Here is a 23,151-nt window from a genome sequence, read left to right on the forward strand (position 1 = left end):
ACTCCCGGAGATCACGTGACCTATCTGCGCCGGCCCCGAGTCCCGCGGCACGTGGAGCTGCCCGCGCGTACGGGCCTGCACGCGGGTTCCACGCAGGTGCTGGTCGTCGGCGGCGGGCCCGCGGGCCTGGGTGCGGCGGTCGGTGCCGCGAACGCGGGCGCCGAGGTGATCCTCGTCGAGCGGTACGGCTTCCTCGGCGGCAACGCCACGGCCGCGCTCGTCATGCCGCTGATGAGCTTCCACAACGAGGTGAAGCAGGCCGTCGTCGGGGACGCCTCACGGCTGCTGCCGCCCGACCACGGCGAGGGCGAGCCGGTCGTCGGCGGCGTCCTGCGGATGCTGCTCGAACGGCTGGTGGACGCCGGTGCGGCGATCCGGCCCTCGGTGGAGACCGGCTACACGGTGCCCTTCGACGCCGAGCTGTTCAAGCTGGTGGCGTACGACCTGCTGGAGACCCATGAGGTGCGCACCCTGCTGCACGCCTTCGCCTCCGGCGTGGTCCCGCTGCCGGACCGGGCGCGTGCGGTGTTCGAGACGAAGTCCGGTCCGCTGGTCATCGACGCCGACGTGATCGTCGACTGCACCGGCGACGGCGACATCGCCGCGGCGGCCGGGGCGGCGTACGACATCGGGCGCCCGGAGGACGGCTGGACGCAGCCCATGACGCTGATGTTCCGCATGGTCCGCTTCGACCACGAGGAGTTCTCCGACTACGCCCGGACCCACCCGGACCAGTGGAAGGGCGTGCACGGGTTGTGGGACCTGGTCCGCGAGGCGACCGACGCCGGCGAGCTGGACCTCCACCGTGAGGACATGCTCTTCTTCGCCACGCCGAACGACGGCGAGGTCGCGGTGAACTCGACCCGGGTCACCGAGGTGCTGGGCACCAGCGTCTGGGACCTGACGCAGGCGGAGTTCACGGCCCACCGTCAGATGGAGCAGATCGCGCGCTTCCTGCGCGGACGGGTGCCCGGCTTCGGGTCGTCGTACGTGGTGCAGAGCGGCGTGCAGGTGGGGGTCCGCGAGACGCGCCGGATCCTCGGGGAGTACGAGCTCACCGGGGAGGACGTGCTGACGGCGCGCGCGTTCGACGACGCCGTCGCCCGCGGCGCCTATCCCGTGGACATCCACAACCCGAGCGGTCGCGGCACCACGCTGCGGCGGCTGCCACGCGGCGCGTCGTACGACATCCCGCTGCGCTGTCTGATCCCGAGGGGCGTGGACCGGGTCCTGGTCGCGGGCCGCTGCATCTCGGGGGACCACGTGGCCCACTCCTCGTACCGCGTGATGCCCATCTCGATGGCGACGGGGCAGGCAGCCGGGGTCTGCGCGGCCCTCGCCTCGGCCGGTGGCCGGCTGCCGCGCGAGATCCCGGCCGAGGCCGTGCGGCGGGAGCTGCGCGCGCAGGGCGCCAGTCTGCGGTGAGCCGGGGCGGGCGCGGACGGGCACCGTCGGGTCAGAGGGCGTCCAGTTCTCCGAGGCCGAGGACGCGCAGGGTGTGGTTCGCCATCCGCAGGTGGCCGACGGCGTTGGGGTGCGCCGGGTCGTCGAGCCAGGGGATCGGGTCGTCGGTCCCGAAGTGTTCCCGCCAGTAGGCTTCGTGGTCGACCAGCAGCGCGCCGGTGTCCCGCGCGATCTCGCGTACGGCCTGGCAGTAGTCGGGCAGCGCGGCGCGGCGCTCCCGGCCGGAGGCGCTGACCAGCACGGGCGTGTGCAGGACGAGCTGTGTGCGCGGCCCGGCCGCCGCGACGATCCGGCGCATCGCGTCGTGGAACGCGGGCAGTCCCCCGGTGCCGGCGAGGCAGTCGTTGGTGCCGAGCGAGACGGACAGCACGTCGGGCTGGAACCGGCCGATCAGCCGGTCGTGCGCGGCGAGCACGTCGGCCGCTCCCCAGGCGGAGACTCCGGTGTTGATCACGATGTCGGTGAGCCGGTCGAGCTGCCACCGGACGCGTTCCTGCAGGTGCTCCACCCAGCTTCGGGCGCCGTGGGTGTGCAGCACGCCCTGCGTGATGCTGTCCCCGGTCGCCACCCAGGTCATGGGGCCGTCCGCGAGCCGGATCATGGTGTGTCCCTTCCGTGGCCGGTCGCTCGCGTCCCTGTGAGCGCGGTGGCCGGTCGGTGGGTCATGGTGCCCTCTCAAGATCTTTGCCGCAACAGAGGGGCTGGGGCGTGCGAACACGGCGCGCGGGCGGGCCGGGGGGCGGTTTGGGCGCCAGATCACGCCAGTCGGAGCCAGATCGACTCACTTTGGCATCACATTGACTTGCAGTGGCGCCATAGTGGTGTCATCGTGAGGGCATTGGACGGCCACCCCTCCCCTGAGGATCCCTCCGAAAACCTTCCGCTTCTTCCGCATTCCCTAGCGATGCGACCGCGCGGCCGACATGGCGCCATCGCTGGCACCAGTGGCACCACGGCCGAGCTCTTACGCCCTCTCACCTCTCCTACGGAGGACACCGTGCAGCACGAACACGCGTCCCACCCCGCCGAGCCGGTCACGCTGCCCACCCGGCGCGCCGCCGGCTGCCCCTTCGACCCGCCCGCCGGCCTCGCGGAGCTGCGCGGACAGCGGCCGCTGGCCCGGATGACGTACCCCGACGGGCACGTCGGCTGGCTGGCCACCGGACACGCCACGATCCGCGCCATCATGGGCGACCCGCGCTTCAGCTCCCGCTACGAGCTGATGCACCACCCCTTCCCCGGCGCCCCCGAGGGCCCGCTCCCGCCCGCGCCGGTCGGCGACATGACCGGCATGGACGCGCCCGAGCACACCCGCTTCCGGCGGCTCCTCGCGGGCAGGTTCACCGTCCGCCGGATGCGTCTGCTCACCGCACGCGTGGAGGAGATCACCGCCGAGCACCTCGACGCGATGGAACGCCGGGGGCCCGGCACCGATCTGGTGGAGGCGTTCGCACGGCCCCTGCCCGCGCTGATGATCTGCGAGTTGCTGGGCGTCCCCTACGGCGACCGGGACCGCTTCCAGGGCCACGCCCACACCCTGATGGCCATGGACGTGACGCCCGAGGACCGGTACGCCGCCTTCGCGGGGCTCCAGGAGTACATGGCCGAGCTGGTCGCGGCCAAGCGCACCGGGAAGGCCGAGGACTCCGACGACCTGCTGGGCGACCTGGCCCGGGAGTCCGACCTCACCGACGAGGAACTGGTCGGCGTCGGCGGCTTCCTGCTCGCCGCCGGGCTCGACACCACCGCGAACATGATCGCCCACGGCACCTTCGCGCTGCTGTGCAACCCCGACCAGGCCGAGGCGCTGCGCACCGACCCGGACCTCGCGCCGCAGGCCGTCGAGGAGCTGATGCGCTATCTGACGGTCGCCCACACCGGCGTGAAGTCGGCGCTCGAGGACATCGAGCTGGAGGGTCGGCTGATCCGGGCGGGCGAGAGCGTCACCCTCTCCTTCGAGGCCGCCAACCGGGACCCGGAACGGTTCCCCGATCCCGACGTCCTCGACCTGCGCCGCAAGGCCACGGGGCACCTGGGCTTCGGGCACGGCATCCACCAGTGCCTCGGCCAGCAACTGGCCCGCGTGGAGCTGACGGTGGCGCTGCCCGCCCTGCTGCGGCGCTTCCCCACCCTGCGGCTCGCCGGGCCGGCCGAGGACGTGCCGCTGCGCACGGACATGAGCATCTACGGGGTGCACCGGCTGCCGGTCACCTGGGACGAGGTCTGATTCCGCGATGGACGTCCGTGTCGACCGCGGCCGCTGCCTCGGTGCCGGGATGTGCGCCCTGACCGCCCCCGCGGTCTTCGACCAGGACGAGGACGACGGACTCGTCCTCGTCCTCGACGCCCGGCCGGCGGCGGACCTGCGGGCCGCGGTCCGCGTCGCCGCCGGGGTGTGCCCGGCGGCCGCCATCACCCTCACCGGGCCGTGAGGCGTCAGGGTGCCGTCCGCACGGGGAAACTGAAGGAGCGGCCCTGGTCCTTGAGCCAGGGCAGCACCTGCCTGAGGGCGGCCACCGTCTGACGGCGGTCGCCGCCGCCGTCGTGGAAGAGGATGGTCGGCCCGTTGGACAGCTCGGACCGGACCGTGTTCACGATCGCGTCCGTGCCGGGCCGGTGGAAGTCCTTCGTGTCGACGTTCCAGCCGAGCGGCCGCATGCCCGCCGCGGCGGCGATCCGCCGGCTGTCGGGGGTGAACGCGCCGCCGGGGGCCCGGTAGTACTCGACCTTCGCCCCGCCGGCCGCGTCCTCGATCATCTTCTTGCCCTGGAGGATCTGCTGCTTCTGGTAGGCGACGGGCTTCTTGTCCATGGTCGTGTCGTGGGAGACGGTGTGGTCGCAGAGCCGGTGACCCTCGGCGACGACCCGCCGGACCAGCTCCGGGTACCGCGCGGCCTGCGGGCCGACCATGCAGAAGACGGCCTTGACGTCGTTCTGCTCGAGGACGTCGAGCACCTTGGGCGTCCAGCGGGGGTCGGGGCCGTCGTCGATGGTGATGTTCACGGCGTTCCCGCCCTTCTCGGCGGCGTGCGCGATGCTCTCGGGCATCTTCACCGGCGGCGCCCCGGGCTCCGGAGCGCGTTCCGCCGGGGCGTGCCGCGTGGGCCTCGCCGCGTTTCCGGCGGCCGCCTCGGTGTCCGTCAGGACGGCGGCGCCCCACACGGCCACGCCGAGTCCGACCGCCGAAGCCGCCACGGCTATGTGCGCGGTGTACGTGCCCTTCAGCCCCATGGATGCCCACTCCCCGCAGGTTCTTGACCGTCTTTCTCCACCAGAGGACGGAATTCACCGGGGGAAGGTTCACTCTTCCGGGTCTTGACGTGCTGCCGTTCACGCTCCCCCGTATCAAGTGACGGCTCCGGCCGGGGGCCCGGCCGGAGCCTTGTGGGGTACGCCTCAGGCCGTGGGCGTCCAGCGCTGGGCCGCGGCGCCCGTGCAGCCGGCGAGTTCGAGCTCGGTGCCGCCGGCCGTTCCGGAGCGGACCGGGGCGAGGCAGCGGCCGCCGCTGGTCACCGACAGCTCGGGGCCGAGCCGCCACTGCTGTGCCGCGGAGCCGTCGCACGCCCGGACCGTGACGGGGTTCGCCGAACCGTCGAGGCAGACGCCGTCCTTGCCGGTGAGGGTGCCGGCGGAGGTGAACGTCCACCGCTGGTTCGCCCCGCCGTGACAGGTGTAGAGGGCCGGTTCGGTCCCCGGAGTGGTGGCGCCGTACGGCAGGTCGACGCAGCTGGCCGACGCGCCGTTGACCAGGGTCGCGCCGGTCGGGAGGGGGACGGCCGTGCCCAGGGCGGAGATCTCGGCCGCGCTGGTCCAGGGGCCGCGGCCGCCGGCCTCCGTGAGCGCCCGCAGCTTCAGGTAGCGGCCGCGTTTCGCGGCCGTGGTGACCGTCTTCTCGGTGGCGGTGTCGGCGAAGGTGCCCGTGGCGACGGGGCTGCCCCAGTCGCTCGTGGTCTCCGAGACGTACACCTCGTAGGTGCCGACGCGGCCGTTGACCCCGCCGTCCTGGCGGGGGAGGTAGCGGACGCCGTCGATGTCGTAGCGGGCGCCGAGGTCGATCTGGATCTCGTGCGGCAGCGGTGCGGCGGTGCCGGAGTAGGCGGTGTGCCACTGCGTGGCCGGGTCGCCGTCGATGGCGTTGACCGCCGCGCCGTTCTCCGCGGAGGTCTCCTGGCTGTCGGCGCGGACGACCTTCCATCCGGCCTTGGGGACCGGTGTGCCGGAGGTGCCGGGGACGGGTGCGCTCGGGAGCAGGGTGACCCCGGAGGCGGTGACCGTGAAGGCGCCGGACTTCGCGCCGGTCTTGACCCACAGGGTGCCGGAGCGGTCGGCGGCGTCGAAGTACCAGCCGGTGGCGGCGGTGTCGTACGCCGCCTTGGACGTGAGCGCCGGCAGGGTCGTGCCGTCGACGGTGACGGCGCGGGGAGCCCCGGCCGCGTGGACGGTGAACTCGTAGCCGCGCGAGGCGGGCTTTCCCGCGTACGCTCCGGTGCTCGCGCCGACGGCGATGCGCACGTCACCGGTGCCGGCGGCCGGGGCGGTGACGTCCACCTGCTGCTTGGCGTAGGCGCCGGTCCGGTACTGGCGGGTGATGCCGTCGTCCTCGTAGAGGGTGAAGGCGGACGAGCCGCGCGGGTACACGTCGTAGGTGAGGGTGGAGACGGGCTTCTCACCGGTGTGGTTCATCTGCGGCCACATCGGCACGATGCCGCCGCCCTTGACGAAGAGCGGGAGGGTGTCGAGCGGGGCGGCGTAGCCGTTGAGCCAGCCCGGTCCGCTGTAGGTCTTCCCCGTCCAGTAGTCAGTCCAGGTGCCGGCCGGCAGGTAGATGCCGTCGCGGGTGGTGGTGTCGGAGACGACGGGGGCGACGAGGAAGGAGTCGCCGGACAGGAACTGGCCGCTGGTCAGGTTGCCGCGGGCGACGGGGTCGTCGGGGTGTTCGAGGACCATGGCCCGGGTGGAGGGCACGCCGGTCTCGTGGGCGACGCGGCTCATCGAGTACAGGTAGGGCATCAGCCGCATCTTGAGCTTCAGGTATTTGCGGTTGATGGAGAGGTACGGGTCGGGGAACCGCCAGGGCTGCTTGTCCTGGTAGCCGGCCGAGGGGTTGGCGGGACCCCAGCCGGACATGGTCATGAAGGCCGGGGTGAACGCCTTCCACTGGAGGTCGCGGACGTACGTCTTCGGGCTGCCGCCGAAGATGCCGTCGACGTCGCCGGAGGCGTAGTTGAGGCCGGACAGGCCGGCGCCCGTGATGGCGGGGACGTGCCAGCGCATGGCGTCCCAGGTGCCGGAGGTGTCGCCGGTCCAGACGACGGCGTTGCGCTGGGTGCCGGCCCAGCCGTCGACGGTCCACACGTAGCGGCGGGCGTCGGAGTTCTTCTCGATGCCGTCCACGGCCTGCTGCACGCCGTCGAAGGCGTACTTGTAGCCGGAGCCGATCCACGCGACGTCCGTCTTGACGCCTCGGGTGCCGGCGGTGCCGACCTCCTGGCCGATGTCCGCGAGGCCGGTGGAGGTCCACAGGCCGGTCTGGAAGCCCCTGGCCTTCAGTGCGTCGACGGTGCTCTTGAGGGGTGCGGTGTAGCCGCAGCCGTAGCCGTCGTTGGGCAGGAACCAGCCGGAGGGCATGTCGGCGGCGCGGGCGTCGTCGGCATAGCCGACCACGTCGGGGGTGGTCTGGTGGCGCGGCCGGTCGTGGTCGCCGTTGTACTCGGGGTTGGAGGCGTTCCAGCAGTCGGCGTTGCCGAGCTCGAAGCCCCACATCGGGGCCATGAACGGCTTTCCGCTGACGTCGGTGTACGCGTCGAGGACGCCCTTGAGGGAGTCGGCGACGAAGTACCAGGCGTCGAAGCGGCTCTCGTCGTGGGTGAAGGTGCCGGGCGCGCCGAAGGAGTAGCTGCCCGGAGCCCAGGTGTTGCGCATCACGCCGTAGCCGTTGGTGGACAGGTAGAAGGGGGCCGGGCTGGCGTTGGTGTTCTCCTTCCAGGTGTTGGCGACGGCGACGGGCACGGTCTTGCCGCGCAGCGCCCATTCGCCGAGGCGCAGGCCGGTACCGTAGAACTGTTCGTCGGCGCCCTGGGTGAGGCGCTGGCTGGTCTGGGTTCCGGTCCAGGAGAGCGGCTGGGCCTCCTGCCACACGAGGGTGGTGTTGTCGGCCCGGTAGACGGAGAAGCGCAGCGGGGACTTGTCGACCCGGATGTTCAGGGCCGGGTGGTGATCCGGTAGTGGGTGCCGGCGTCGGTGACGCCGGCGGTCACGGGGCCGAAGTCGGTGTCGACGGCGAGCGCTTTGCCGGCGGGGTCGTCGGTGAAGGTGCCCTGCGGGGAGAGCCAGATCCGGAAGATGTCCGGGCGGGCGACGACGACGCGGGCCTTCGCCGCCGTGGACGTGCTGATGGTGAAGGTGCTGCCCGACTGGGTGATGCCGGTGACGTTGCCGGCGCTCGCCGCGGCCGCGGGGGCGGCCAGGCCGCCGAGGGAGAGGAGCGCGGCGACCAGGGCCGCGACCACCCCGAGGACGGTGAGCCGCCCGCCGCCTCTGCCGGGGCTCCGCCTGCGGGCCCGTCCCGAACGTGGTTCCATCGCAGCCGCCTTTCGGCCGGGCGAGCGCACAGAAGGCACTCGCTGCCATGTCCATGACCGTGGTGCCCGGTCATGAGAGCAGGGCCGGGGGGTGACGTCAAGTGCGCGTTTCGGGTCCTCTTCGATCAGAAATGCGCAGACGACTGCACGGAGAGACGGGAAAGCGCAGGCTGACGGGCCCCCGGGGCGGGTGCCGGGCCGCTCAGACCCGGTGGACCTCGACGCCCTGGCCGGTGAACTGCTCGACCAGGTCGTCCGGGGCACCGACGTCGGTGACGAGCACCGAGATCTCCGCGACCGTGCAGACCCGGGCGAAGGCGCGCCGGCCGAGCTTGGTGGAGTCGGCGACCACGATCACCGTGTCGGCGCGCTCGGCCATCGCCCGGTTCGCGCCGGCCTCGCCCTCGTCGTGCGTGGCGGCGCCGAAGCGCGGATCGACCGCGTTGACGCCGAGGACGGCGTAGTCGAGGGCGAGGCCCTGGAGCACGGAGCCGACGAGCGGGCCGGTGAGCTCGTACGAGCTGGGGCGGGCGACCCCGCCGGTCACCACGGTCTTCACGTACGGCCGGACGGCCAGCTCGTTGGCGATGTTGATGGCGTTGGTGACGATGGTCAGCGCCGTGGCCGTGCCGTGGCCCGCGAGGTCGGGCCGGGTGACCAGTTCACGGGCGACCTCCGAGGTGGTCGTCCCGCCGTTGAGCGCGATCACCGCTCCCGGCGGCACGAGGCCGGCCGCCGCCCGGGCGATCCGCTGCTTCTCGTCGGCCTGGCGCGCGGTCTTGTAGCGCAGCGGCAGGTCGTACGCGACTCCGCTCAGGACCGCGCCGCCACGGGTGCGGGTGAGCAGCTGCTGGCGGGCCAGCTCGTCCATGTCCCGGCGGATGGTGGCCGCGGAGACCCCGAGGAGCTCGGCCGCCTCGGCGACCTCGATCCGACCTCGCTCGCTCAGCGCGTCGAGCAGTCCCGTCCAGCGCTCGTGCGCCCCCATCGCCGTTCTCCTCACCTCGGTGCCCTGCGGGCCGCAGCGTATCGCGGCAGGTCGCGCCCGCCCGGTGGCCGATACCCGGCCGACTTCGACCGCGCACCGTCTTGCTCGTTTCTGATCGAAACCGCTATACAAGAAACATCTTCACGCATACGCGCTGTCGAGCACCTCGCAGGAGGCACGCACCATGACCCATGTCGGCAAGGAGATCGCCAGTCAGCCGGACTGCTGGCGCCGGGCACTGGAGACGGACCCGGCAGGGCTCCCGGAGGCCGGCGAACGGGTGGCCGTCATCGGCTGCGGCACCTCCTTCTACATCGCCCAGGCGTACGCGGTGCTGCGCGAGGCGGCGGGCATCGGCGAGACCGACGCCTTCGCGGCGTCCGAGTTCCCGGCGGCGCGGCGCTACGACCGGGTGCTCGCCATCAGCCGCTCCGGCACCACCACCGAGGTGCTGGACGCGCTGCGCCGGACCGGCGGCACGACGCCCACCGTCGCCGTCACCGGCGACCTCGCCACACCGATCACGGAGGCGGCGGGGACCGTGGTGGACCTCGGCTTCGCGGACGAACGGTCCGTCGTGCAGACCCGGTTCGCCACCACCTGCCTGGCGCTGCTGCGCGGCCGGCTGGGCCTCGCGCCGGCCGACCTGCCCGAACAGGCGGAGCGCGCCCTGCGGGCCGAGCTGCCCCGGGGCGCCGCCGAGGCGGGCCAGTTCACCTTCCTCGGCACCGGCTGGACGATCGGCCTGGCGAACGAGGCCGCGCTGAAGCTGCGCGAGGCGTCCAACGTGTGGACCGAGTCGTACGCGGCGATGGAATACCGGCACGGGCCCATCAGCATCACCGGCCCGGACAGCGTCGTCTGGTTCCTCGGCGAACCGCCCGCCGGACTGCCGGCGCAGGTCCGTGCCACCGGGGCGACCCTCGTGACCTCCGATCTCGACCCGCTCGCCGACCTCGTCCGCGCCCAGCGCCTGGCGGTGGCCCTCGCCGAGGCCCGGGGCCTCGACCCGGACCGGCCGCAGGGGCTCACCCGCTCGGTCGTCCTGGACGCCGCCCCGAGCGGCCCCCGGCCGTGACGCGGACGGACGGGCCGGCCGGCCCGTGACGCCCGCGGTGCCGGACGCGCCGGACGCGGACGGCCTCGCCCGGTGCCGGAGGGACGTACGGGGCGGATGGCGGCGGCTCCGGCGGGGACCGGCACCCGGGCGGCCCCACCGCGCACCGCGACGCGGACGCGGCGCCGGCGCGGGAACCGGCCCGCACCCTCCGGCGGACCGTTCCTCCCCTCACCGCACCGCCCAGCAAGGAGAGACCTCATGCCCCTGGTAGGAACCGGCGCCCTCGTCCGGCCCGCCGCCGACGCCGGACACGGCGTCGGCGCGTTCAACGTCGTCCAGCTCGAACACGCCGAGGCCGTCGTCGCCGGTGCGGCGGCGGCCGGTTCCCCGGTGGTCATGCAGATCAGCGAGAACGCCGTCCGCTACCACGGCGCCCTGGCGCCGCTGGCCGCCGCCGTGCTGGCCGTCGCCGAGGCCGCTCCCGTGCCGGTCGCCGTCCACCTCGACCACGCGACCGACGCCGCCCTCGTCGCCCAGGCCGTCGAACTCGGCTTCTCCTCCGTCATGTTCGACGCCTCCGCGCGGGACTACGCGGACAACCTGCGGACCACGGCGGAGGTCGTCGCCCGCTGCCACGCGGCCGGCGTGTGGGTGGAGGCCGAGCTCGGCGAGGTCGGGGGCAAGGACGGCGTGCACTCGCCGGGCGCGCGCACCTCACCGGACGAGGCCGTCGCGTTCGTCGCCGCCACCGGCGTGGACGCGCTGGCCGTGGCCGTCGGCACCTCCCACACGATGCTCACCCGTGACGCCGTGCTCGACTTCGAGCTGATCCGGACGCTGCGGGCGGCCCTGCCCGTGCCGCTCGTCCTGCACGGCTCCTCGGGCGTGGCCGACGAGCACCTGACGCTGGCGGTCGCCCACGGCATGACCAAAATCAACATAGCCACGCACCTCAACCACGTCTTCACCACCGCCGTCCGGCGGACCCTGGCCGAGAACCCGGCCCTGGTCGACACCCGGCGCTATCTCGCCCCGGGCCGCGCCGCCATGGGCGAGGAGGTCGCCCGCCTGCTCACGGTGCTGAACGCCCCGGTCGTCCGGCCGGCGGTGGACCGCGTGGAGACGGGCAGCCGCCCGTCCGGCCGCGTACGGTGAGGCTTCCCGGTCCCGGCCTGCGAAGGGAGCAGCGCGGTCATGGGTGACCTTCTCCTGATCCGCCACGGTGAGACGGCGTGGAGCGCCGCCGGGCGGCACACCGGGCGCACCGACCTGCCGCTGACACCGGCGGGCGAGGCGGAGGCGCGCACGCTGGCCCCGTACTTCGAGGGGCGCCCCGTCGCCTTCGTCCTCACCAGTCCGCTGCGCCGCGCCCGGCGGACGGCCGAACTGGCCGGGCTGCGCGGCGCTGAGACGGACGAGGACCTGTCCGAGTGGGACTACGGCGGGTACGAGGGCCTGACCACGGCCCGGATCCGCGAGGACAGGCCCGGCTGGTCGCTGTGGCGGGACGGCGTTCCGCCGCATGCGGACGGGCGGCCGGGCGAGGGCGCCGAGGACGTCGGGCGCCGGGCGGACCGCGTACTGGAGCGGATCGCGCCCCTCCTCGCGGACTCGTCGGAGGACGGCGTACTGGTCGCGCACGGACATCTGCTGCGGGTGCTCGCCGCCCGCCACCTCGGTCTGCCGCCGACCGGGGGACGGCTGTTCCTGCTGCGGACGGCGACGCTCGGGCGGCTGTCCACGGAGCACGGCCTCCCCGTCGTCGCGGGATGGAACGAGCGCCCCCTCCCCCGTCCCCACGGCTGACCCGCCGGGCGCGGGCCCCCGGACGGCCGCCCCCCCCAGGAGCTCCCGGGACCGCGACGGCGGCTGCGCGAACGCCGCCCCGCCCCGGGGCACCGGCCTCGCCGTGCGCGCACGCCCGGCGGGCGGCCCCGGGCGGCCCGCCGGGCGGGTGGGGAGCCCGTCGGCGGGTAACCGGGCGGGGGCGAGGGCCGGCCTCCTGGGCCGAACCGCCGGGCACAGAAGAGGAGCGACGTCATGCGAACCTCCGAGTCGATCGCCGGACTGCTGCGCGCGCACGGACGCACCTACGCCGAGGAGGCCGGCATCAGCCTGCGCGACAAGCCGGCGCCGCTCTACCAGCTCCTCGTCCTGACCGTGCTGTCCTCGGTCCGGATCAGCGCCGGTACGGCCACGGCGGCCGCGCGCGAGCTGTTCTCGGACGGGCTGCGCACGCCGCGGGCCATGGCGGACTCGGCCTGGCAGCGGCGGGTGGACGCCCTCGGGCGTGCGCGCTACGTGCGCTACGACGAGAGCACGGCGACCGCGCTCGGCGAGGGCGCCGAGCTGGTCCTGGACCGCTTCGGCGGGGACCTGCGCAAGCTCCGGGAAGAGGCGGGCGGCGACCGGGACGCGCTCCGCTCGCTGCTGCGGGAGGTGCCGAGGATCGGGCCGGTCGGCGCCGGCATCTTCTGCCGCGAGGCCCAGGCCGTCTGGCCGGAGCTGCGCCCGTTCTTCGACGAACGCTCCCTCGCGACCGCCGGGGCCCTCGGGCTCCCGCACACCGCGGCCGGTCTCGCCCGCCACGTACCGCCGGACGACGTGGCCAGGCTGGCGGCGGCGCTGGTGCGCACGCGTCTGTCGGGCGGTATTCGGGAGGAGGGCTCGCGACCCGGCGCGTGAGGGACGGCGGGAGCCGGTGCCGAGTGGCGCAGGTGCTGTGGGGTGCGGAGCTTACGGGGGTTCGGAGCTGCTTCGTGGGTACCGCTTCGCGGGCTTTGAGAGCGTTGGTGGGGGTTTGCCCGGACGGTGACGGGCTAGACGCGGAGCGAGGACGACGGCGTACCCGCTCGACGACGCACCGGGGCGACGGCGTCCGCGACCCGATCACCACGCCGAAGGAGAGGTCATGAGCAGGATGACGAGCGGTTCGCCCCGCACGGTCCAGCCCGAGGACGACATCCTGGAGCAGCTGCTCGAACAGCACGACCGGATCCGGCAGCTCTTCGCCGAGACGCTCGAATCCGAGAAGGACGCCAAGCAGCAGTGCTTCGACGAGCTGCGTGCCCTGCTCGCCGTCCACGAGACGGCCGAGGAGATGATCCTGCGGCCGGTGGCCAAGCGGGTGGCCGGCAAGGAGGAGGCCGAGGCCCGGAACGAGGAGGAGTCGCAGGCCAACAAGAAGCTGGCCGAACTGGAGCAGCTCGACGTGCACAGCCCGGAGTTCGACGCCCGGCTCAGGGCCTTCCAGCAGGCGGTCGAGGACCACGCGCGGCACGAGGAGCAGGAGGAGTTCCCCCGGATCCGCGCCGAGTGCGGCATCGACGACCGCCGTTCGATGGGACGCCGGCTGCGGACCGTCGAGCGCATGGCCCCCACGCATCCCCATCCCCGGACCGCCGGGTCGCCCGCCGCCCAGTGGACGGTCGGCCCGTTCGCGGCGCTCCTGGACCGCGCGAAGGACGCGCTGCGCCGCGAGTGACGCCGCTACCGCCCGGACGCGCGGGAGACGGTCGTGGTCCCGTCGGTTCGGACACGGCACGGGGCCGGGGCCCCGAGGGCGAGGAGCTCCGCGGCCTGGACGGCGAGTGAGCCGCCGCGCTGGCCTGATGAGCACAGGACCGCGCCCGCCGGAAGGCGGGCGCGGTCCTGTCGGTTCCGTAACGGCTCAGTAGGCGCCGAAGACGTTGTCGATGGAGCCGTACCGGTCGGCCGCGTAGTTGCAGGCCGCGGTGATGTTGGCGACGGGGTCGTACGGGTCGAAGGGGGTGCCGGCCACGTGGTAGGCCCGGAACGTCGGGTCGATCACCTGGAGCAGGCCCTTGGAGGGGGTGCCGGCGGCGGCGTTGGAGTCCCAGTTGTTGATGGCCAGCGGGTTGCCGGAGGACTCGCGCATGATGTTGCGGTAGATGCCGTCGTAGCTGCCGGGGATGCCCTTGGCGGCCATGATGTCGAGCGACTCGCGGATCCACCCGTCGAGGTTGTTCGCGTAGGTGGCGGCCTTCGGGGCCGCCGCCCGGACCGCCGCGGCGGGGCGTGCCGCGGCGGCGCCCTGGGCCGAGGAGCGCTTCACCGTCGTGCGCTCGGCCGAGCGGTCGGCGCGCGGCGCGGACTTGTCCCTGCCCTTCGCCTCGGCGTGGACGGTGAGCTTCAGGCCGGGCCTGATGAGGCTGGGGTCGGCGCCCACGGCGGCCTGGTTGTCGCGGTAGAGCTTCTTCCACCCGCCCGGCACCGCGTACTTGTGCGCGATCTTCGAAAGCGAGTCGCCGGAGACGACGGTGTACTTCACCAGTCCGGTCTTCGGCGCCGTTTTGACGGTGGCCGCCTTTACGACTGCGACGGAGGGCGTTCCCTGCGGAGCGACCGCTCCGGCGCTCGTCGCCCCGGCCAGCGGCAGGGCGAGTGCCGCGCTGCCCGTGAGGCCGGCGGCGGCGAGACCACGAGCGAGCGGGGCGTTCTTGGGGCGACGGTGCTTCCCGTGACCACGCATGGCGAGTTCCTCTCCTTCGCCTGCGAGGTGAGCTGTCGGGTTCGGGCAGGAGATGCCCGGCCGCGGCGCGCGCGGCTTCACCCCGAGCCGTGTCCGTGACGCCGGACACGGCGGAGAACGTGGGTCCCCCGCTCCTGCCGGAAGGGTCGTGAGTGTGGTGACCGGACGGTGGCAGGACTCGGCGTTTCCATCCGGTTGACGCGTGACCGTATGCGAAGACAAAGCGCGATAACAAGACGGGAATTAATCAAAGCAAATAGGTGAGGAAGATCAACGGAAAGGATCATCCCGATTTTCCGGCGACGTTTCGTCAACACTTTTCCGCGTTCTCGCACTTGACGCCCCGTCGGGCTCACGGCCGTTCTTCGCGGCGTGATTCAGATCACCCGAGGGGCGGGGTCCGCCTTTTACCGGAGGAATACCGCCCTTGCGTCACTCAATTCACCATTCCGGCATTGAGGATGAATAAGAGGACATCGACCGATTTGCCCTTGCTGCCGTCCCGCGCCCCCAGGGGCGGCAGCGCGTAGCGTGGAGGTGTCGGGGCCCTTCCGACGGCACCTCGCCGTCCCGCCCCACGGTGGGTGATCATGAACCGATCTCGTCGCGCTGTCCGTCCCCGTAACGGTGCCCGTGCCGGTCCCGGCTCGCGCCGGGCCGTCGTGCTCGTCGTGGCCGTCGTCATGACGGTCGTCGGGGTGCTCCTCGGCTGCGCTCCCGGCACGAGTCGGAGCGCCGACGGGAAGTCGCAGATCCCGGCATCCGCCTCGCCGCCGCCGGCGGAGCGCGCGAGCACGTCCCCGCCCGCCTCGGCGCCCGTGCCCGCACCGCCCCCCACCCCGGTCCCACGGCCCCGGCCGGCCGACCTGGACATACCGTCCATCGGGGTCAGGGACCTGCGGGTGGTGCCGTACGAGGGCACGACCGACGACCGGGCCGGCACCCGGATCCAGGACCGTGGCGTGGCCGCGAGCCCCTACGGCAGGCGCGGCGGAGTGGGACCGGGCGACGTCGGCAACTACCTGGTGACGGCGCACCGGCTCTCGGCCGGCGGACCGCTGCGGGACCTGCCGGCCGTCGACGTGGGCGACCGGGTGTTCGTGACCGCGGGCCGCGAGGTGTACGAGTACCGGATCACCGAGACCCGTACCACCTCCTTCCGCTCCGCGCGGTCCCTCGCCGAGCAGCGTGCCGCCGTGCCCGGGGCTCCGGGCGAGAAGCCCACGCGCGCGGTGATCACGCTCTCCACCTGCGCGACGCCGGAGGACGACGCGGCGGGCAACTACTGGCGGGACGCCCTGGGCAACCCCGAGCACCGCATCGACAAGATCGGCGTACTCGTCTCGGTCCGCCCCGCGTGAACGCCCGGCGATGTGCCCCGGTGCCCGGTGGCTCCGTGCCCGGTGACGCGGTGACCGGTGATTCGATGCCCGGTGACGCGATGCCCGGTGCTTCGATGCCCGGTGACGCGGTGGTGACTCGGTGACTTCCTGACCGAGGCGGCTCGCCCGGCTCAGTCGCCCGGTCGCGCGTCCGGTCCCCCGTCCGCGCTCTCCTCGGGCCCGTCGCCGTCCGTACGGGCCGCTCCCGCGTCGTGGCCGGCCCCGCCCGTACCGCCCGCCTCTTCCTCGCCCGGACCCTCGCCCGCACCCTCGTCGGCGTCCGCGTCCTCGTCCTCGCTCAGCGGCATCAGTCCGATGCACTCGGCGTCGATCTGGTCGGCGATCTCCATGAGCCCGGTCGCGAGGGACAGCACGGTCGCCGGGTCGTGGTCCTCGTAGCCCTGGTCGGTGGCCTGCAGCCAGCCCGCCGCGACGCGGCGCAGCAGGCCGGTCATCTGGTCGGCGGGGACCAGGAGGTGGCCGTCCGCAAGGACGATGAAGGACGTGGGCGCGTTCACGGTGCGGCCTCCGGGCGGACGACGACGACAGGGCACGAGGCGTGGGCGACGCATTGCTGGCTCACGGAGCCGAGGAGCAGACCGGTGAAGCCGCCCCGGCCGCGGCTGCCCACGACGAGCAACTCCGCTCCGGCCGACGCGTCGATCAGCGCCTCGGCCGGCCGGGCCCGGACCACGTGCTCGACCACCGGCACCTCGCCGACCGGGATGAGCACGGTCCGTATCTCGTCCGACAGGGCCCGGCGGGCCGCCTCCTCGTCGAACGCGGCGGAGACCGGCGGCGCGGAACGGCCCACGGCGCCGGGGACGTCGTACGCCGCCACCACCTCCAGGGTCGCCCCGATCAGCCTCGCGTGCCGGGCGGCCCACCGCAGGGCCCCGTACGAGGAGTCCGACCCGTCCACGCCCACGACCACGCGCGCGTTCCGTCCGCCGGCGTCCTTCATGGCCGTGGCCTCCTCGTGCGGTCCGCCGTGGGCGGGTCGGGCCTGGGAGCGGGCTGGGGCGAGGGCCGGGGAGCCGGCCGGGGGGCCTGGGGGTCGGGCGGGAAGGGGCGGGTCGGTGGCGCCGGGTGCGGGTCGGTCGGGTCGCGGGGGAAGGGCTGGGTGGGCGGCCCGGTCTCCTGCTGTGCCTCGGGCGGGGTGTGCGTCACGGTGCTTCGCCTCCTCCGTACGGGTCCGCCGTCCGGGCCGGACCGGTCCGCCGCTCAGGTGTCGCCCTCGACGGACGAGATGTCCGCCAGCGCCGATCCCGGGTCCTTCTCGACGGCGAGGTCGCCCAGGGTGACGATGCCGACGAGCCGGCCCTCCTCGGTCACGGGCAGGCGGCGCACGGCGTGCTCGCGCATGAGGCCGACGGCACGGTCGAGGCCGTCGCCGGGTGCCACGGTGACGGCCCGGTCGCCGCACACCGACCGGACCGTGGTGTCCGCCGGATCCTTGCCCTCCGCCATCACGCGGAGGCGAGGTCACGGTCGGTCACGATGCCGAGCAGCCGGTCGCCGTCGGCGACGAGCACGTCGCCGATGCCGGCGTCGCGCATCACCCGCGCCGCCTCCGCGGCCGACGTCAGCGGGCCGACGGTGACCGGGTGGCCGTTCATGACGTCGCGCACGGACCGGGTCATGTCTCCTCCTGACGCTGCTGCCGCTCCTGCCGCCGCCGGTGCGGCCGGTGCAGCTGGGGTTCCATGGGACCGGCTACCCGGCTCCGGGGGTGATACGCGTTCCGGCCGCCGCGCATCAGACACCGCGCCAGTCGTCGTCCCGCAGGTGCGAGCCCGCCATCGGTCCCATCCGCAGCATGCCGCCGTCGACGGCCCAGGACGCGCCGGTGACGTACGAGGCGTCGGGGCCCGCAAGGAAGGCGATGACGGCGGCGACCTCGCGGGCGTCGCCGGGGCGTCCGAGCGGGACGCCCGGCCGCTGCTCGGCGGTGACGTCGGTGTCCTCCTGCCCGGTCATGGGCGTGGCGATCTCGCCCGGTGCGACCGCGTTGACCGTGATGCCGTGGGCGGCGAGTTCCAGGGCCATGACCTGGGTGAGGAGCCCGAGGCCGCCCTTGGCCGCGCAGTACGGTGCGGCGCCGACCCGCGGCTGGTGCTCGTGGACGGAGGTCACGTTCACGATGCGGCCCCCGCGGCCCTGGCGGACCATGCGCCGAGCGGCGTGCTGCGAGCACAGCAGCGGGCCGACCAGGTCCACGTCCAGGACCTCCCGGACGGTGCCCGGGTCGAGTTCGAGGAAGGGGGTGGACGTGCCGACGCCGGCGTTGTTCACCAGCACGTCGACGCCGCCGAGCCGGTCCGCGAGCGCGTCGACGACGTCGGCCGCGTCCGGCAGCCGCGTCAGGTCCAGGTGCTCGACGAACGCCTCGCGGCCCTGGGCCCGTACCTCTTCGGCGGTCTCCTCCGCGCCGCGCCGGTCACGGTGCCAGGTGATGCCGACGTCCATGCCTTCCGCGGCGAGCCGTACGGCCGTGGCCCGGCCGATCCCGGAATCCGCGCCCGTGACGACGGCGGTCCGGGGGCGGGGGGTGGACGGAGTGTTGTTCATGACGCCTTCCTCGGTCGTGGGCCGGTTCTCCGGGCCGTTTCCCGGCCTCCGGGCCTGCGGACCCGGGCCGGTTCCCGCCGCTCCGGTCCTCCGGAGCGCAGGGCGCCGCTGCCCACCGGGGCGGGTTTCATGCGTGCGGGCGGGCCGGCCGCCGTCGGTGTCGGCCGTCCGGCCGTGCGTCCCGTTTCGCCGGAAACGTCCGGGGCAGACGCGCCTCGCGCCCGTGCGGCGCGCTCAGCAACGACGGCCGGAGAACCCGGAGGAACCATGGATCACTCGCGTGCACCGGTGCTCGAAGCGCTGGAGGACTTCCGACGCCGGGGGGACATCGTCTACGGACCGCCGGGGCACAAGCAGGGCCGGGGTGTCGACCCCCGGGTCGCCGAGGTCGTCGGGGAGCAGGTCTTCCGGTCGGACGTGCTGCTGCTCAACGGCCTGGACGACCGGCGGGAGTCGCAGGGCGTGCTCGACCGGGCGCAGGAGCTGATGGCCGACGCGGTGGGCGCGGAGCAGGCGTTCTTCTCGACGTGCGGGAGCTCGTTGTCCGTGAAGACCGCGATGCTGTCCGTCGCGGGCCCGGGCGAGAAGCTGCTGCTGTCGCGCAACGCGCACAAGTCGGTGATCGCGGCCGTGATCGTGAACGGCGTGGAGCCCATCTGGGTGCACCCCAAGTTCGACGGCGAGCGGCACATGGCCCATCCTCCGGAGCCCGACGACGTGCGCGCGAAGCTGAGGGAGCACCCCGACGCGAAGGGCATGCTGCTGATCACCCCCACCGACTGGGGCACCTGCGCGGACGTGCGGGGCGTGGCCGACGCCTGCCACGCCGCCGGCGTGCCACTGATCGTCGACGAGGCGTGGGGCGCCCATCTGCCCTTCCACCCGGAGCTGCCGGTCTGGGGCATCGACGCGGGCGCCGACCTGGTCGTGACCAGCGTGCACAAGATGGGCGGGGCGATCGAGCAGAGTTCGGTCTTCCACCTGCAGCACGACCGGGTGTCGCCGGAGGTCCTCAAGCAGCGCGAGGACCTGCTGGGCACGACCAGTGCCTCTTCGCTGGTGTACGCGACGCTCGACGGCTGGCGGCGGCAGATGGTCCAGCACGGGCGGGAACTCCTCGGCGGAGCGCTCCAGCGTGCCGAGCGGGTGCGGAAGGCGGCGGCGAGCCTGCCCGGACTCGCGCCGATGGGTGACGAGGTGGTGGCGGCGGGACTCGCGGCCGAGCTCGACCCGTTGAAGATCGTGATCGACGTACGGGGCCTGGGCATCAGCGGCATGCAGGCGGCGGAGTGGCTCCGCGAGGAGCGCCACGTCGACGTGGGCGGCTCCGACACCTGCCGGATCAGCCTGTCGATCACGCACGCGGACGACGACACGACCGAGCGGGTGCTCCTGGACGCGCTCCAGGCACTGACGGAGGCGGACCGGACCGGTCCCCTCGCACCGCGGCCCGAGGTGCGGCTGCCGCAGCCGCCCGCTCTGGAGCTGGAGCAGGCCCGCCGGCCGCGGGACGCGTTCTTCGGCGAGGCGGAACACGTGGCGGCGAAGGACGTGGTCGGCCGGATCTCGGCCGAGACGATCAGTCCTTACCCTCCGGGCGTACCGGCCGTGACACCCGGCGAGGTGATCACCGCCGAGGTGGTGGACTACCTGCGCAGCGGCATCGCGCACGGACTGCTGATTCCCGACGCCGCCGACCCCTCCCTCGAGACGTTCCGGGTGGTGGCCCGCGAGGGCTGACGGCCCGGCGGGCCCTGGACCCACGCGGGCACCGAGCCTCCCGCGCCCCCTCGCCGACACGTGGCGAGGGGGCGCGGGAGGCTCGTCCGGGGTTCGGTCCTCAGGACCGCGTCCAGGTGTCCGGAACCCTCGGGACCGGTCCCCCAGGACGCACCGTGACCGAAACCGTTCGGGGATCAGGGCTCGTCCGGACGGTGCCCGGTGGGGATGCCTCCGTCCGGGCCCACGCCCTTCTCCGCCCGTGCGCCCCGGCCTCCCGGCTCCCGGTGGTCGTCGCGGTGCTCCGCGCCCTGTACCGTGCCCTGCTCCTTGCCCTCGTGCCGGTGGGCCTGCCGGGCCTTCAGTTCGGCGAGGTCCTTCGGGGTGGCCGTGCTTCGGTCGCCGTGTCGCTGCGTGCGGCTCTGCGGATCGGTCATGACCGCCTCCTCGGGTCGGGCCGGCTCGCTCTGTCGTACCTCTGTCGTACCGCGTCTCCCCCGCGATCGCCGTCGCATGCGCGCCCGTCCGGGGGGCGCGCCCGTCCGGAGCGGAGGGGCGGGCCGGGGTTCCTGCATGCTCGGGCTGGGGCGAGGGCTGGTGCTGGGGGATAGGGCTTGGGCTTGGGCTAGGGCCCGGGCTCGGGCTCGGCCAAGGTAATCACCAGGACGTCGCGGTGCGCGCGGCGCCCGGGGGCGCGGGGCCGCACGGCCGACATGCCGTGGAGGGTGCGGCGGTCGTCGCCGAGGAGCAGCGTGCCCGGGCGGTCCAGGACGGTCCGGAAGAGGGGCACCCCGTCGGGGTGGTAGACGGTGCTCTCGCCGCCGTCGGCGTTGCCGTGGTCGACCAGCAGGAAGGCGACCAGGGTGACCCCGTCGCGGTACACGCCCTCTGGCGGGGGTTCCCCCAGCCGGCCGGTGGTCGCCGTCTCCCGGTACGGATGGATCTTGACGGACCACTCGGGCGGATCGGCGAGCACGGCGGCCGCCTCGGCCAGCAGGGCGAGGATGTCCCCGAGGAGCGGATCGGTCGCGAAGGCGTCGGTGAGCGGTTCGAAGTGCCGTTCGCGCCCCACGTACAGGGGATGGCCGTCCCCCGGGTGCAGGAAGGGCCCGTGCGGCCGTGGCCGTATCTCCCCGGAGCGGGAGAGGCCGACGTGTCCGTACCGGCGCAGCCGCAGGCTCCCCGGGGAGCGCAGGTAGGGGTCGGGGACGAGGTCGTCCCAGTGGCGGTCGAACGCTGCCCACCGCCCGGGGTCCGCGCCGAGTCGGCGGGCGGTCACCTCGGCCGGGAGGAGACAGACGCCGGGATCGACGAGGTGCCGGGTGAAGGGTTCGAGTCCGAGGTCGAGATCGAGGTCGAGATCGAAGTCGCGGTCGAGGTCGAGGTCGCTCATGGGCGGGCGGGTTCCCCGGCTCTCCCCCGGCATGCGCCCGCACGCAGCCGCCCGCAGCCGCCCGCGTCGGCCGACGAGCGGATCCGCCCTCTCGAAAGGCCGGTTTGGTACGTGACTGTCCAGGTATCAACCAACTCGTGGAGAAATGTGCCGGATGCGAGGAGTAGCGCTGCTCCTCCGGGGTAGCCGCCCGCGCGCTGCCGGATCCTCCGGCACGCAGCCGCGTCACACACACCCACGAGCCACGGCACCCGTACGAATCGGTCAGGTGGCGGCCCTCCCGCCACCGGGTGAGACTGACGGTCGACGCCTGATAAGCCCGGAGGGCCGACCGGTTCCCGGGCGGTGGCGGCAGCGACCGTCCGGAGCCGCGGCTCGTCCCCTCACTGTTCCGGTTGACCCGGTTGAGGAGAGATCCATGGCCACGTCCCCCACAGCCCGTTGGGAACATGCCGTCGTCACCGGCGGTTCGGGTTTCGTCGGATCCCATCTGTGCGCCGCGCTCCTCGCCGGCGGCGCGAAAGTGACCTGTGTGGACGACTTCAGTACGGGAACGCCCGCCAACGTGGCCGGATTTCGGGACCATCCCGGGTTCCGCCTGGTGGAGGCGGACGTCCGCGAGCCGTTCACGGTGGACGCGGATCCGGACCTGGTCCTCCACTTCGCCTCTCCCGCGTCCCCCGTCGACTATCTGCGCCTGCCCGTACACACCCTGGAGACCGGCAGCCTCGGCACCCGCAACGCGCTCGCGCTGGCGCATGCCTGCGGTGCCCGCTTCGTCCTCGCCTCGACCTCGGAGGTGTACGGCGACCCCGAGGAGCATCCGCAGAACGAGCGTTACTGGGGGCACGTGAACCCGATCGGCCCCCGGAGCGTCTATGACGAGGCGAAGCGCTTCGGCGAGGCGCTCACCACCGCCGCGCACTCCCGGGGCACCGACACCCTGATCGTGCGTCTGTTCAACACCTACGGGCCCCGCATGCGCGGTCACGACGGCCGCGCCGTCCCCACCTTCATCCGGCAGGCGCTCGCCGGTGAACCACTCACCGTCGCCGGGGACGGACGCCAGACCCGGTCCCTGTGCTACGTCGACGACACCGTGCGCGGTGTCCTCGCGGCCGCCGCGCACGGCATGCCCGGACCGGTGAACATCGGCAACCCGTCCGAGATCTCGATGCTGGACCTGGCCCGCTGGATCGTCGAACTGACCGGCTCGGCCTCCACGATCCGCTTCATCGAACGGCCCGTCGACGATCCCGCCGTGCGCTGCCCCGACATCACCCTGGCCCGTGACAAGCTCGAATGGCAGCCGGTGGTCACGGCGGAGGAGGGGCTGCGGCGGACGATCGAGTGGTTCCGGACGCAACAGACCGAATGAGCACGGCGGTCCGGCCGCCTCCTGCCACTGGGTCAACCGACCCCGCCCGCTCTCCCCCCACCTCCACTCCCCCTCCCGCTCCTCTTCCTCCCCGCCTCTCCCCCCGGGCGCCCTGCGCCGTAT

Annotated in this window: 22 protein-coding genes, 1 pseudogene and 1 riboswitch; of the genes and pseudogenes, 11 read left to right on the top strand and 12 right to left on the bottom strand. The window is 73.5% G+C overall.

The window, feature by feature from the left end:
- Positions 1-15: 15 nt before the first annotated feature.
- Entirely contained in the window at positions 16-1,425 is a 1,410-nt protein-coding gene (locus ABD954_RS01635; protein WP_345483904.1) for an FAD-dependent oxidoreductase, read from the top strand.
- Positions 1,426-1,456: 31 nt separating this feature from the next.
- Here ABD954_RS01635 and ABD954_RS01640 read toward each other — a convergent pair whose 3' ends face one another.
- On the bottom strand, positions 1,457-2,065 hold the full coding sequence (locus ABD954_RS01640) for an SGNH/GDSL hydrolase family protein (protein WP_345483905.1): 609 nt from the start codon (positions 2,063-2,065) through the stop codon (positions 1,457-1,459).
- A 396-nt stretch (positions 2,066-2,461) separates the two neighbouring features.
- Here ABD954_RS01640 and ABD954_RS01645 point away from each other — a divergent pair, with 396 nt between their 5' ends.
- Positions 2,462-3,691 (top strand): cytochrome P450, encoded by a 1,230-nt coding sequence (locus tag ABD954_RS01645; protein WP_345483906.1) that lies wholly within the window; start codon positions 2,462-2,464, stop codon positions 3,689-3,691.
- A 7-nt stretch (positions 3,692-3,698) separates the two neighbouring features.
- A complete protein-coding gene (locus tag ABD954_RS01650) occupies positions 3,699-3,896 on the top strand; it encodes a ferredoxin (RefSeq protein ID WP_345483907.1) in 198 nt (65 codons plus the stop codon).
- A gap of 4 nt (positions 3,897-3,900) precedes the next feature.
- On the opposite strand, the gene ABD954_RS01655 is transcribed toward ABD954_RS01650, so the two are convergent.
- The 4 genes from ABD954_RS01655 to ABD954_RS01670 all read right to left on the bottom strand — a co-directional run bounded on the left by ABD954_RS01655 (position 3,901) and on the right by ABD954_RS01670 (position 9,033).
- Positions 3,901-4,695, bottom strand: coding sequence for a polysaccharide deacetylase family protein (locus ABD954_RS01655; protein ID WP_345483908.1), 795 nt, complete (start codon positions 4,693-4,695; stop codon positions 3,901-3,903).
- 165 nt (positions 4,696-4,860) lie between these two features.
- Positions 4,861-7,668 carry a TIM-barrel domain-containing protein gene (locus ABD954_RS01660; RefSeq protein WP_345491891.1) on the bottom strand — a complete coding sequence of 936 codons (2,808 nt, stop codon included), beginning with the start codon at positions 7,666-7,668 and terminating at the stop codon, positions 4,861-4,863.
- Positions 7,665-8,045, bottom strand: a complete 381-nt coding sequence (locus ABD954_RS01665) for a hypothetical protein (protein WP_345492649.1) — start codon at positions 8,043-8,045, stop codon at positions 7,665-7,667. The genes ABD954_RS01660 and ABD954_RS01665 overlap by 4 nt, the downstream gene beginning before the upstream one ends.
- A gap of 202 nt (positions 8,046-8,247) precedes the next feature.
- Positions 8,248-9,033 carry a DeoR/GlpR family DNA-binding transcription regulator gene (locus ABD954_RS01670; protein WP_345483909.1) on the bottom strand — a complete coding sequence of 262 codons (786 nt, stop codon included), beginning with the start codon at positions 9,031-9,033 and terminating at the stop codon, positions 8,248-8,250.
- Between the two features lie 184 nt (positions 9,034-9,217).
- On the opposite strand from ABD954_RS01670, the gene ABD954_RS01675 reads away from it, so the two are divergent.
- From ABD954_RS01675 to ABD954_RS01695, 5 genes are all read left to right on the top strand, one after another.
- A complete protein-coding gene (locus tag ABD954_RS01675) occupies positions 9,218-10,111 on the top strand; it encodes an SIS domain-containing protein (protein ID WP_345483910.1) in 894 nt (297 codons plus the stop codon).
- 240 nt (positions 10,112-10,351) lie between these two features.
- Positions 10,352-11,248, top strand: coding sequence for a class II fructose-bisphosphate aldolase (locus tag ABD954_RS01680; RefSeq protein ID WP_345483911.1), 897 nt, complete (start codon positions 10,352-10,354; stop codon positions 11,246-11,248).
- Between the two features lie 39 nt (positions 11,249-11,287).
- A complete protein-coding gene (locus ABD954_RS01685; RefSeq protein ID WP_345483912.1) occupies positions 11,288-11,899 on the top strand; it encodes a histidine phosphatase family protein in 612 nt (203 codons plus the stop codon).
- A 234-nt stretch (positions 11,900-12,133) separates the two neighbouring features.
- Positions 12,134-12,778, top strand: a complete 645-nt coding sequence (locus tag ABD954_RS01690; protein WP_345483913.1) for an endonuclease — start codon at positions 12,134-12,136, stop codon at positions 12,776-12,778.
- A 226-nt stretch (positions 12,779-13,004) separates the two neighbouring features.
- A complete protein-coding gene (locus tag ABD954_RS01695; RefSeq protein ID WP_345483914.1) occupies positions 13,005-13,577 on the top strand; it encodes a hemerythrin domain-containing protein in 573 nt (190 codons plus the stop codon).
- Between the two features lie 186 nt (positions 13,578-13,763).
- On the opposite strand, the gene ABD954_RS01700 is transcribed toward ABD954_RS01695, so the two are convergent.
- Positions 13,764-14,585 (bottom strand): transglycosylase SLT domain-containing protein, encoded by an 822-nt coding sequence (locus tag ABD954_RS01700; protein WP_345483915.1) that lies wholly within the window; start codon positions 14,583-14,585, stop codon positions 13,764-13,766.
- A 4-nt stretch (positions 14,586-14,589) separates the two neighbouring features.
- Positions 14,590-14,744: riboswitch (cyclic di-AMP (ydaO/yuaA leader) on the bottom strand.
- Positions 14,745-15,175: 431 nt separating this feature from the next.
- Between ABD954_RS01700 and ABD954_RS01705 the strand changes: the two genes are divergently transcribed.
- Positions 15,176-15,946, top strand: a complete 771-nt coding sequence (locus ABD954_RS01705; RefSeq protein ID WP_345483917.1) for a class E sortase — start codon at positions 15,176-15,178, stop codon at positions 15,944-15,946.
- A 152-nt stretch (positions 15,947-16,098) separates the two neighbouring features.
- Here ABD954_RS01705 and ABD954_RS01710 read toward each other — a convergent pair whose 3' ends face one another.
- The 4 genes and pseudogenes from ABD954_RS01710 to ABD954_RS01725 form a co-directional block, all read right to left on the bottom strand.
- The gene (locus ABD954_RS01710) at positions 16,099-16,485 is read right to left on the bottom strand and encodes a DUF6213 family protein (protein ID WP_345483918.1); all 387 of its coding nucleotides are present in this window, start codon (positions 16,483-16,485) and stop codon (positions 16,099-16,101) included.
- Positions 16,482-16,931 carry a universal stress protein gene (locus ABD954_RS01715; protein WP_345483919.1) on the bottom strand — a complete coding sequence of 150 codons (450 nt, stop codon included), beginning with the start codon at positions 16,929-16,931 and terminating at the stop codon, positions 16,482-16,484. Before ABD954_RS01715 ends, ABD954_RS01710 begins: the two co-directional genes overlap by 4 nt.
- Before the next feature lie 260 nt (positions 16,932-17,191).
- Positions 17,192-17,610: pseudogene (locus ABD954_RS01720) on the bottom strand (CBS domain-containing protein).
- 115 nt (positions 17,611-17,725) lie between these two features.
- Positions 17,726-18,538, bottom strand: coding sequence for an SDR family oxidoreductase (locus ABD954_RS01725; RefSeq protein WP_345483920.1), 813 nt, complete (start codon positions 18,536-18,538; stop codon positions 17,726-17,728).
- Between the two features lie 267 nt (positions 18,539-18,805).
- Between ABD954_RS01725 and ABD954_RS01730 the strand changes: the two genes are divergently transcribed.
- On the top strand, positions 18,806-20,278 hold the full coding sequence (locus ABD954_RS01730; RefSeq protein ID WP_345483921.1) for an aminotransferase class I/II-fold pyridoxal phosphate-dependent enzyme: 1,473 nt from the start codon (positions 18,806-18,808) through the stop codon (positions 20,276-20,278).
- A gap of 176 nt (positions 20,279-20,454) precedes the next feature.
- On the opposite strand, the gene ABD954_RS01735 is transcribed toward ABD954_RS01730, so the two are convergent.
- Positions 20,455-20,694, bottom strand: a complete 240-nt coding sequence (locus ABD954_RS01735; protein WP_345483922.1) for a hypothetical protein — start codon at positions 20,692-20,694, stop codon at positions 20,455-20,457.
- 188 nt (positions 20,695-20,882) lie between these two features.
- Positions 20,883-21,650: a 2OG-Fe dioxygenase family protein gene (locus tag ABD954_RS01740; protein WP_345483923.1), complete on the bottom strand. Its 768-nt coding sequence runs from the start codon at positions 21,648-21,650 to the stop codon at positions 20,883-20,885.
- A 418-nt stretch (positions 21,651-22,068) separates the two neighbouring features.
- On the opposite strand from ABD954_RS01740, the gene ABD954_RS01745 reads away from it, so the two are divergent.
- Entirely contained in the window at positions 22,069-23,028 is a 960-nt protein-coding gene (locus ABD954_RS01745) for an NAD-dependent epimerase/dehydratase family protein (RefSeq protein ID WP_345483924.1), read from the top strand.
- Positions 23,029-23,151 lie beyond the last annotated feature (123 nt).

Source organism: Streptomyces roseoviridis (assembly GCF_039535235.1).
Classification (GTDB): Bacteria; Actinomycetota; Actinomycetes; order Streptomycetales; family Streptomycetaceae; genus Streptomyces; species Streptomyces roseoviridis.

Coding starts and splice junctions, on each gene's coding strand:
- ABD954_RS01640 (WP_345483905.1), bottom strand. CDS start 2,065: ATGATCCGGCTCGCGGACGGCCCCATGACCTGGGTGGCGACCGGGGAC.
- ABD954_RS01650 (WP_345483907.1), top strand. CDS start 3,699: ATGGACGTCCGTGTCGACCGCGGCCGCTGCCTCGGTGCCGGGATGTGC.
- ABD954_RS01655 (WP_345483908.1), bottom strand. CDS start 4,695: ATGGGGCTGAAGGGCACGTACACCGCGCACATAGCCGTGGCGGCTTCG.
- ABD954_RS01665 (WP_345492649.1), bottom strand. CDS start 8,045: ATGGAACCACGTTCGGGACGGGCCCGCAGGCGGAGCCCCGGCAGAGGC.
- ABD954_RS01670 (WP_345483909.1), bottom strand. CDS start 9,033: ATGGGGGCGCACGAGCGCTGGACGGGACTGCTCGACGCGCTGAGCGAG.
- ABD954_RS01675 (WP_345483910.1), top strand. CDS start 9,218: ATGACCCATGTCGGCAAGGAGATCGCCAGTCAGCCGGACTGCTGGCGC.
- ABD954_RS01680 (WP_345483911.1), top strand. CDS start 10,352: ATGCCCCTGGTAGGAACCGGCGCCCTCGTCCGGCCCGCCGCCGACGCC.
- ABD954_RS01685 (WP_345483912.1), top strand. CDS start 11,288: ATGGGTGACCTTCTCCTGATCCGCCACGGTGAGACGGCGTGGAGCGCC.
- ABD954_RS01690 (WP_345483913.1), top strand. CDS start 12,134: ATGCGAACCTCCGAGTCGATCGCCGGACTGCTGCGCGCGCACGGACGC.
- ABD954_RS01695 (WP_345483914.1), top strand. CDS start 13,005: ATGAGCAGGATGACGAGCGGTTCGCCCCGCACGGTCCAGCCCGAGGAC.
- ABD954_RS01700 (WP_345483915.1), bottom strand. CDS start 14,585: ATGCGTGGTCACGGGAAGCACCGTCGCCCCAAGAACGCCCCGCTCGCT.
- ABD954_RS01705 (WP_345483917.1), top strand. CDS start 15,176: ATGAACCGATCTCGTCGCGCTGTCCGTCCCCGTAACGGTGCCCGTGCC.
- ABD954_RS01715 (WP_345483919.1), bottom strand. CDS start 16,931: ATGAAGGACGCCGGCGGACGGAACGCGCGCGTGGTCGTGGGCGTGGAC.
- ABD954_RS01725 (WP_345483920.1), bottom strand. CDS start 18,538: ATGAACAACACTCCGTCCACCCCCCGCCCCCGGACCGCCGTCGTCACG.
- ABD954_RS01730 (WP_345483921.1), top strand. CDS start 18,806: ATGGATCACTCGCGTGCACCGGTGCTCGAAGCGCTGGAGGACTTCCGA.
- ABD954_RS01735 (WP_345483922.1), bottom strand. CDS start 20,694: ATGACCGATCCGCAGAGCCGCACGCAGCGACACGGCGACCGAAGCACG.
- ABD954_RS01740 (WP_345483923.1), bottom strand. CDS start 21,650: ATGAGCGACCTCGACCTCGACCGCGACTTCGATCTCGACCTCGATCTC.
- ABD954_RS01745 (WP_345483924.1), top strand. CDS start 22,069: ATGGCCACGTCCCCCACAGCCCGTTGGGAACATGCCGTCGTCACCGGC.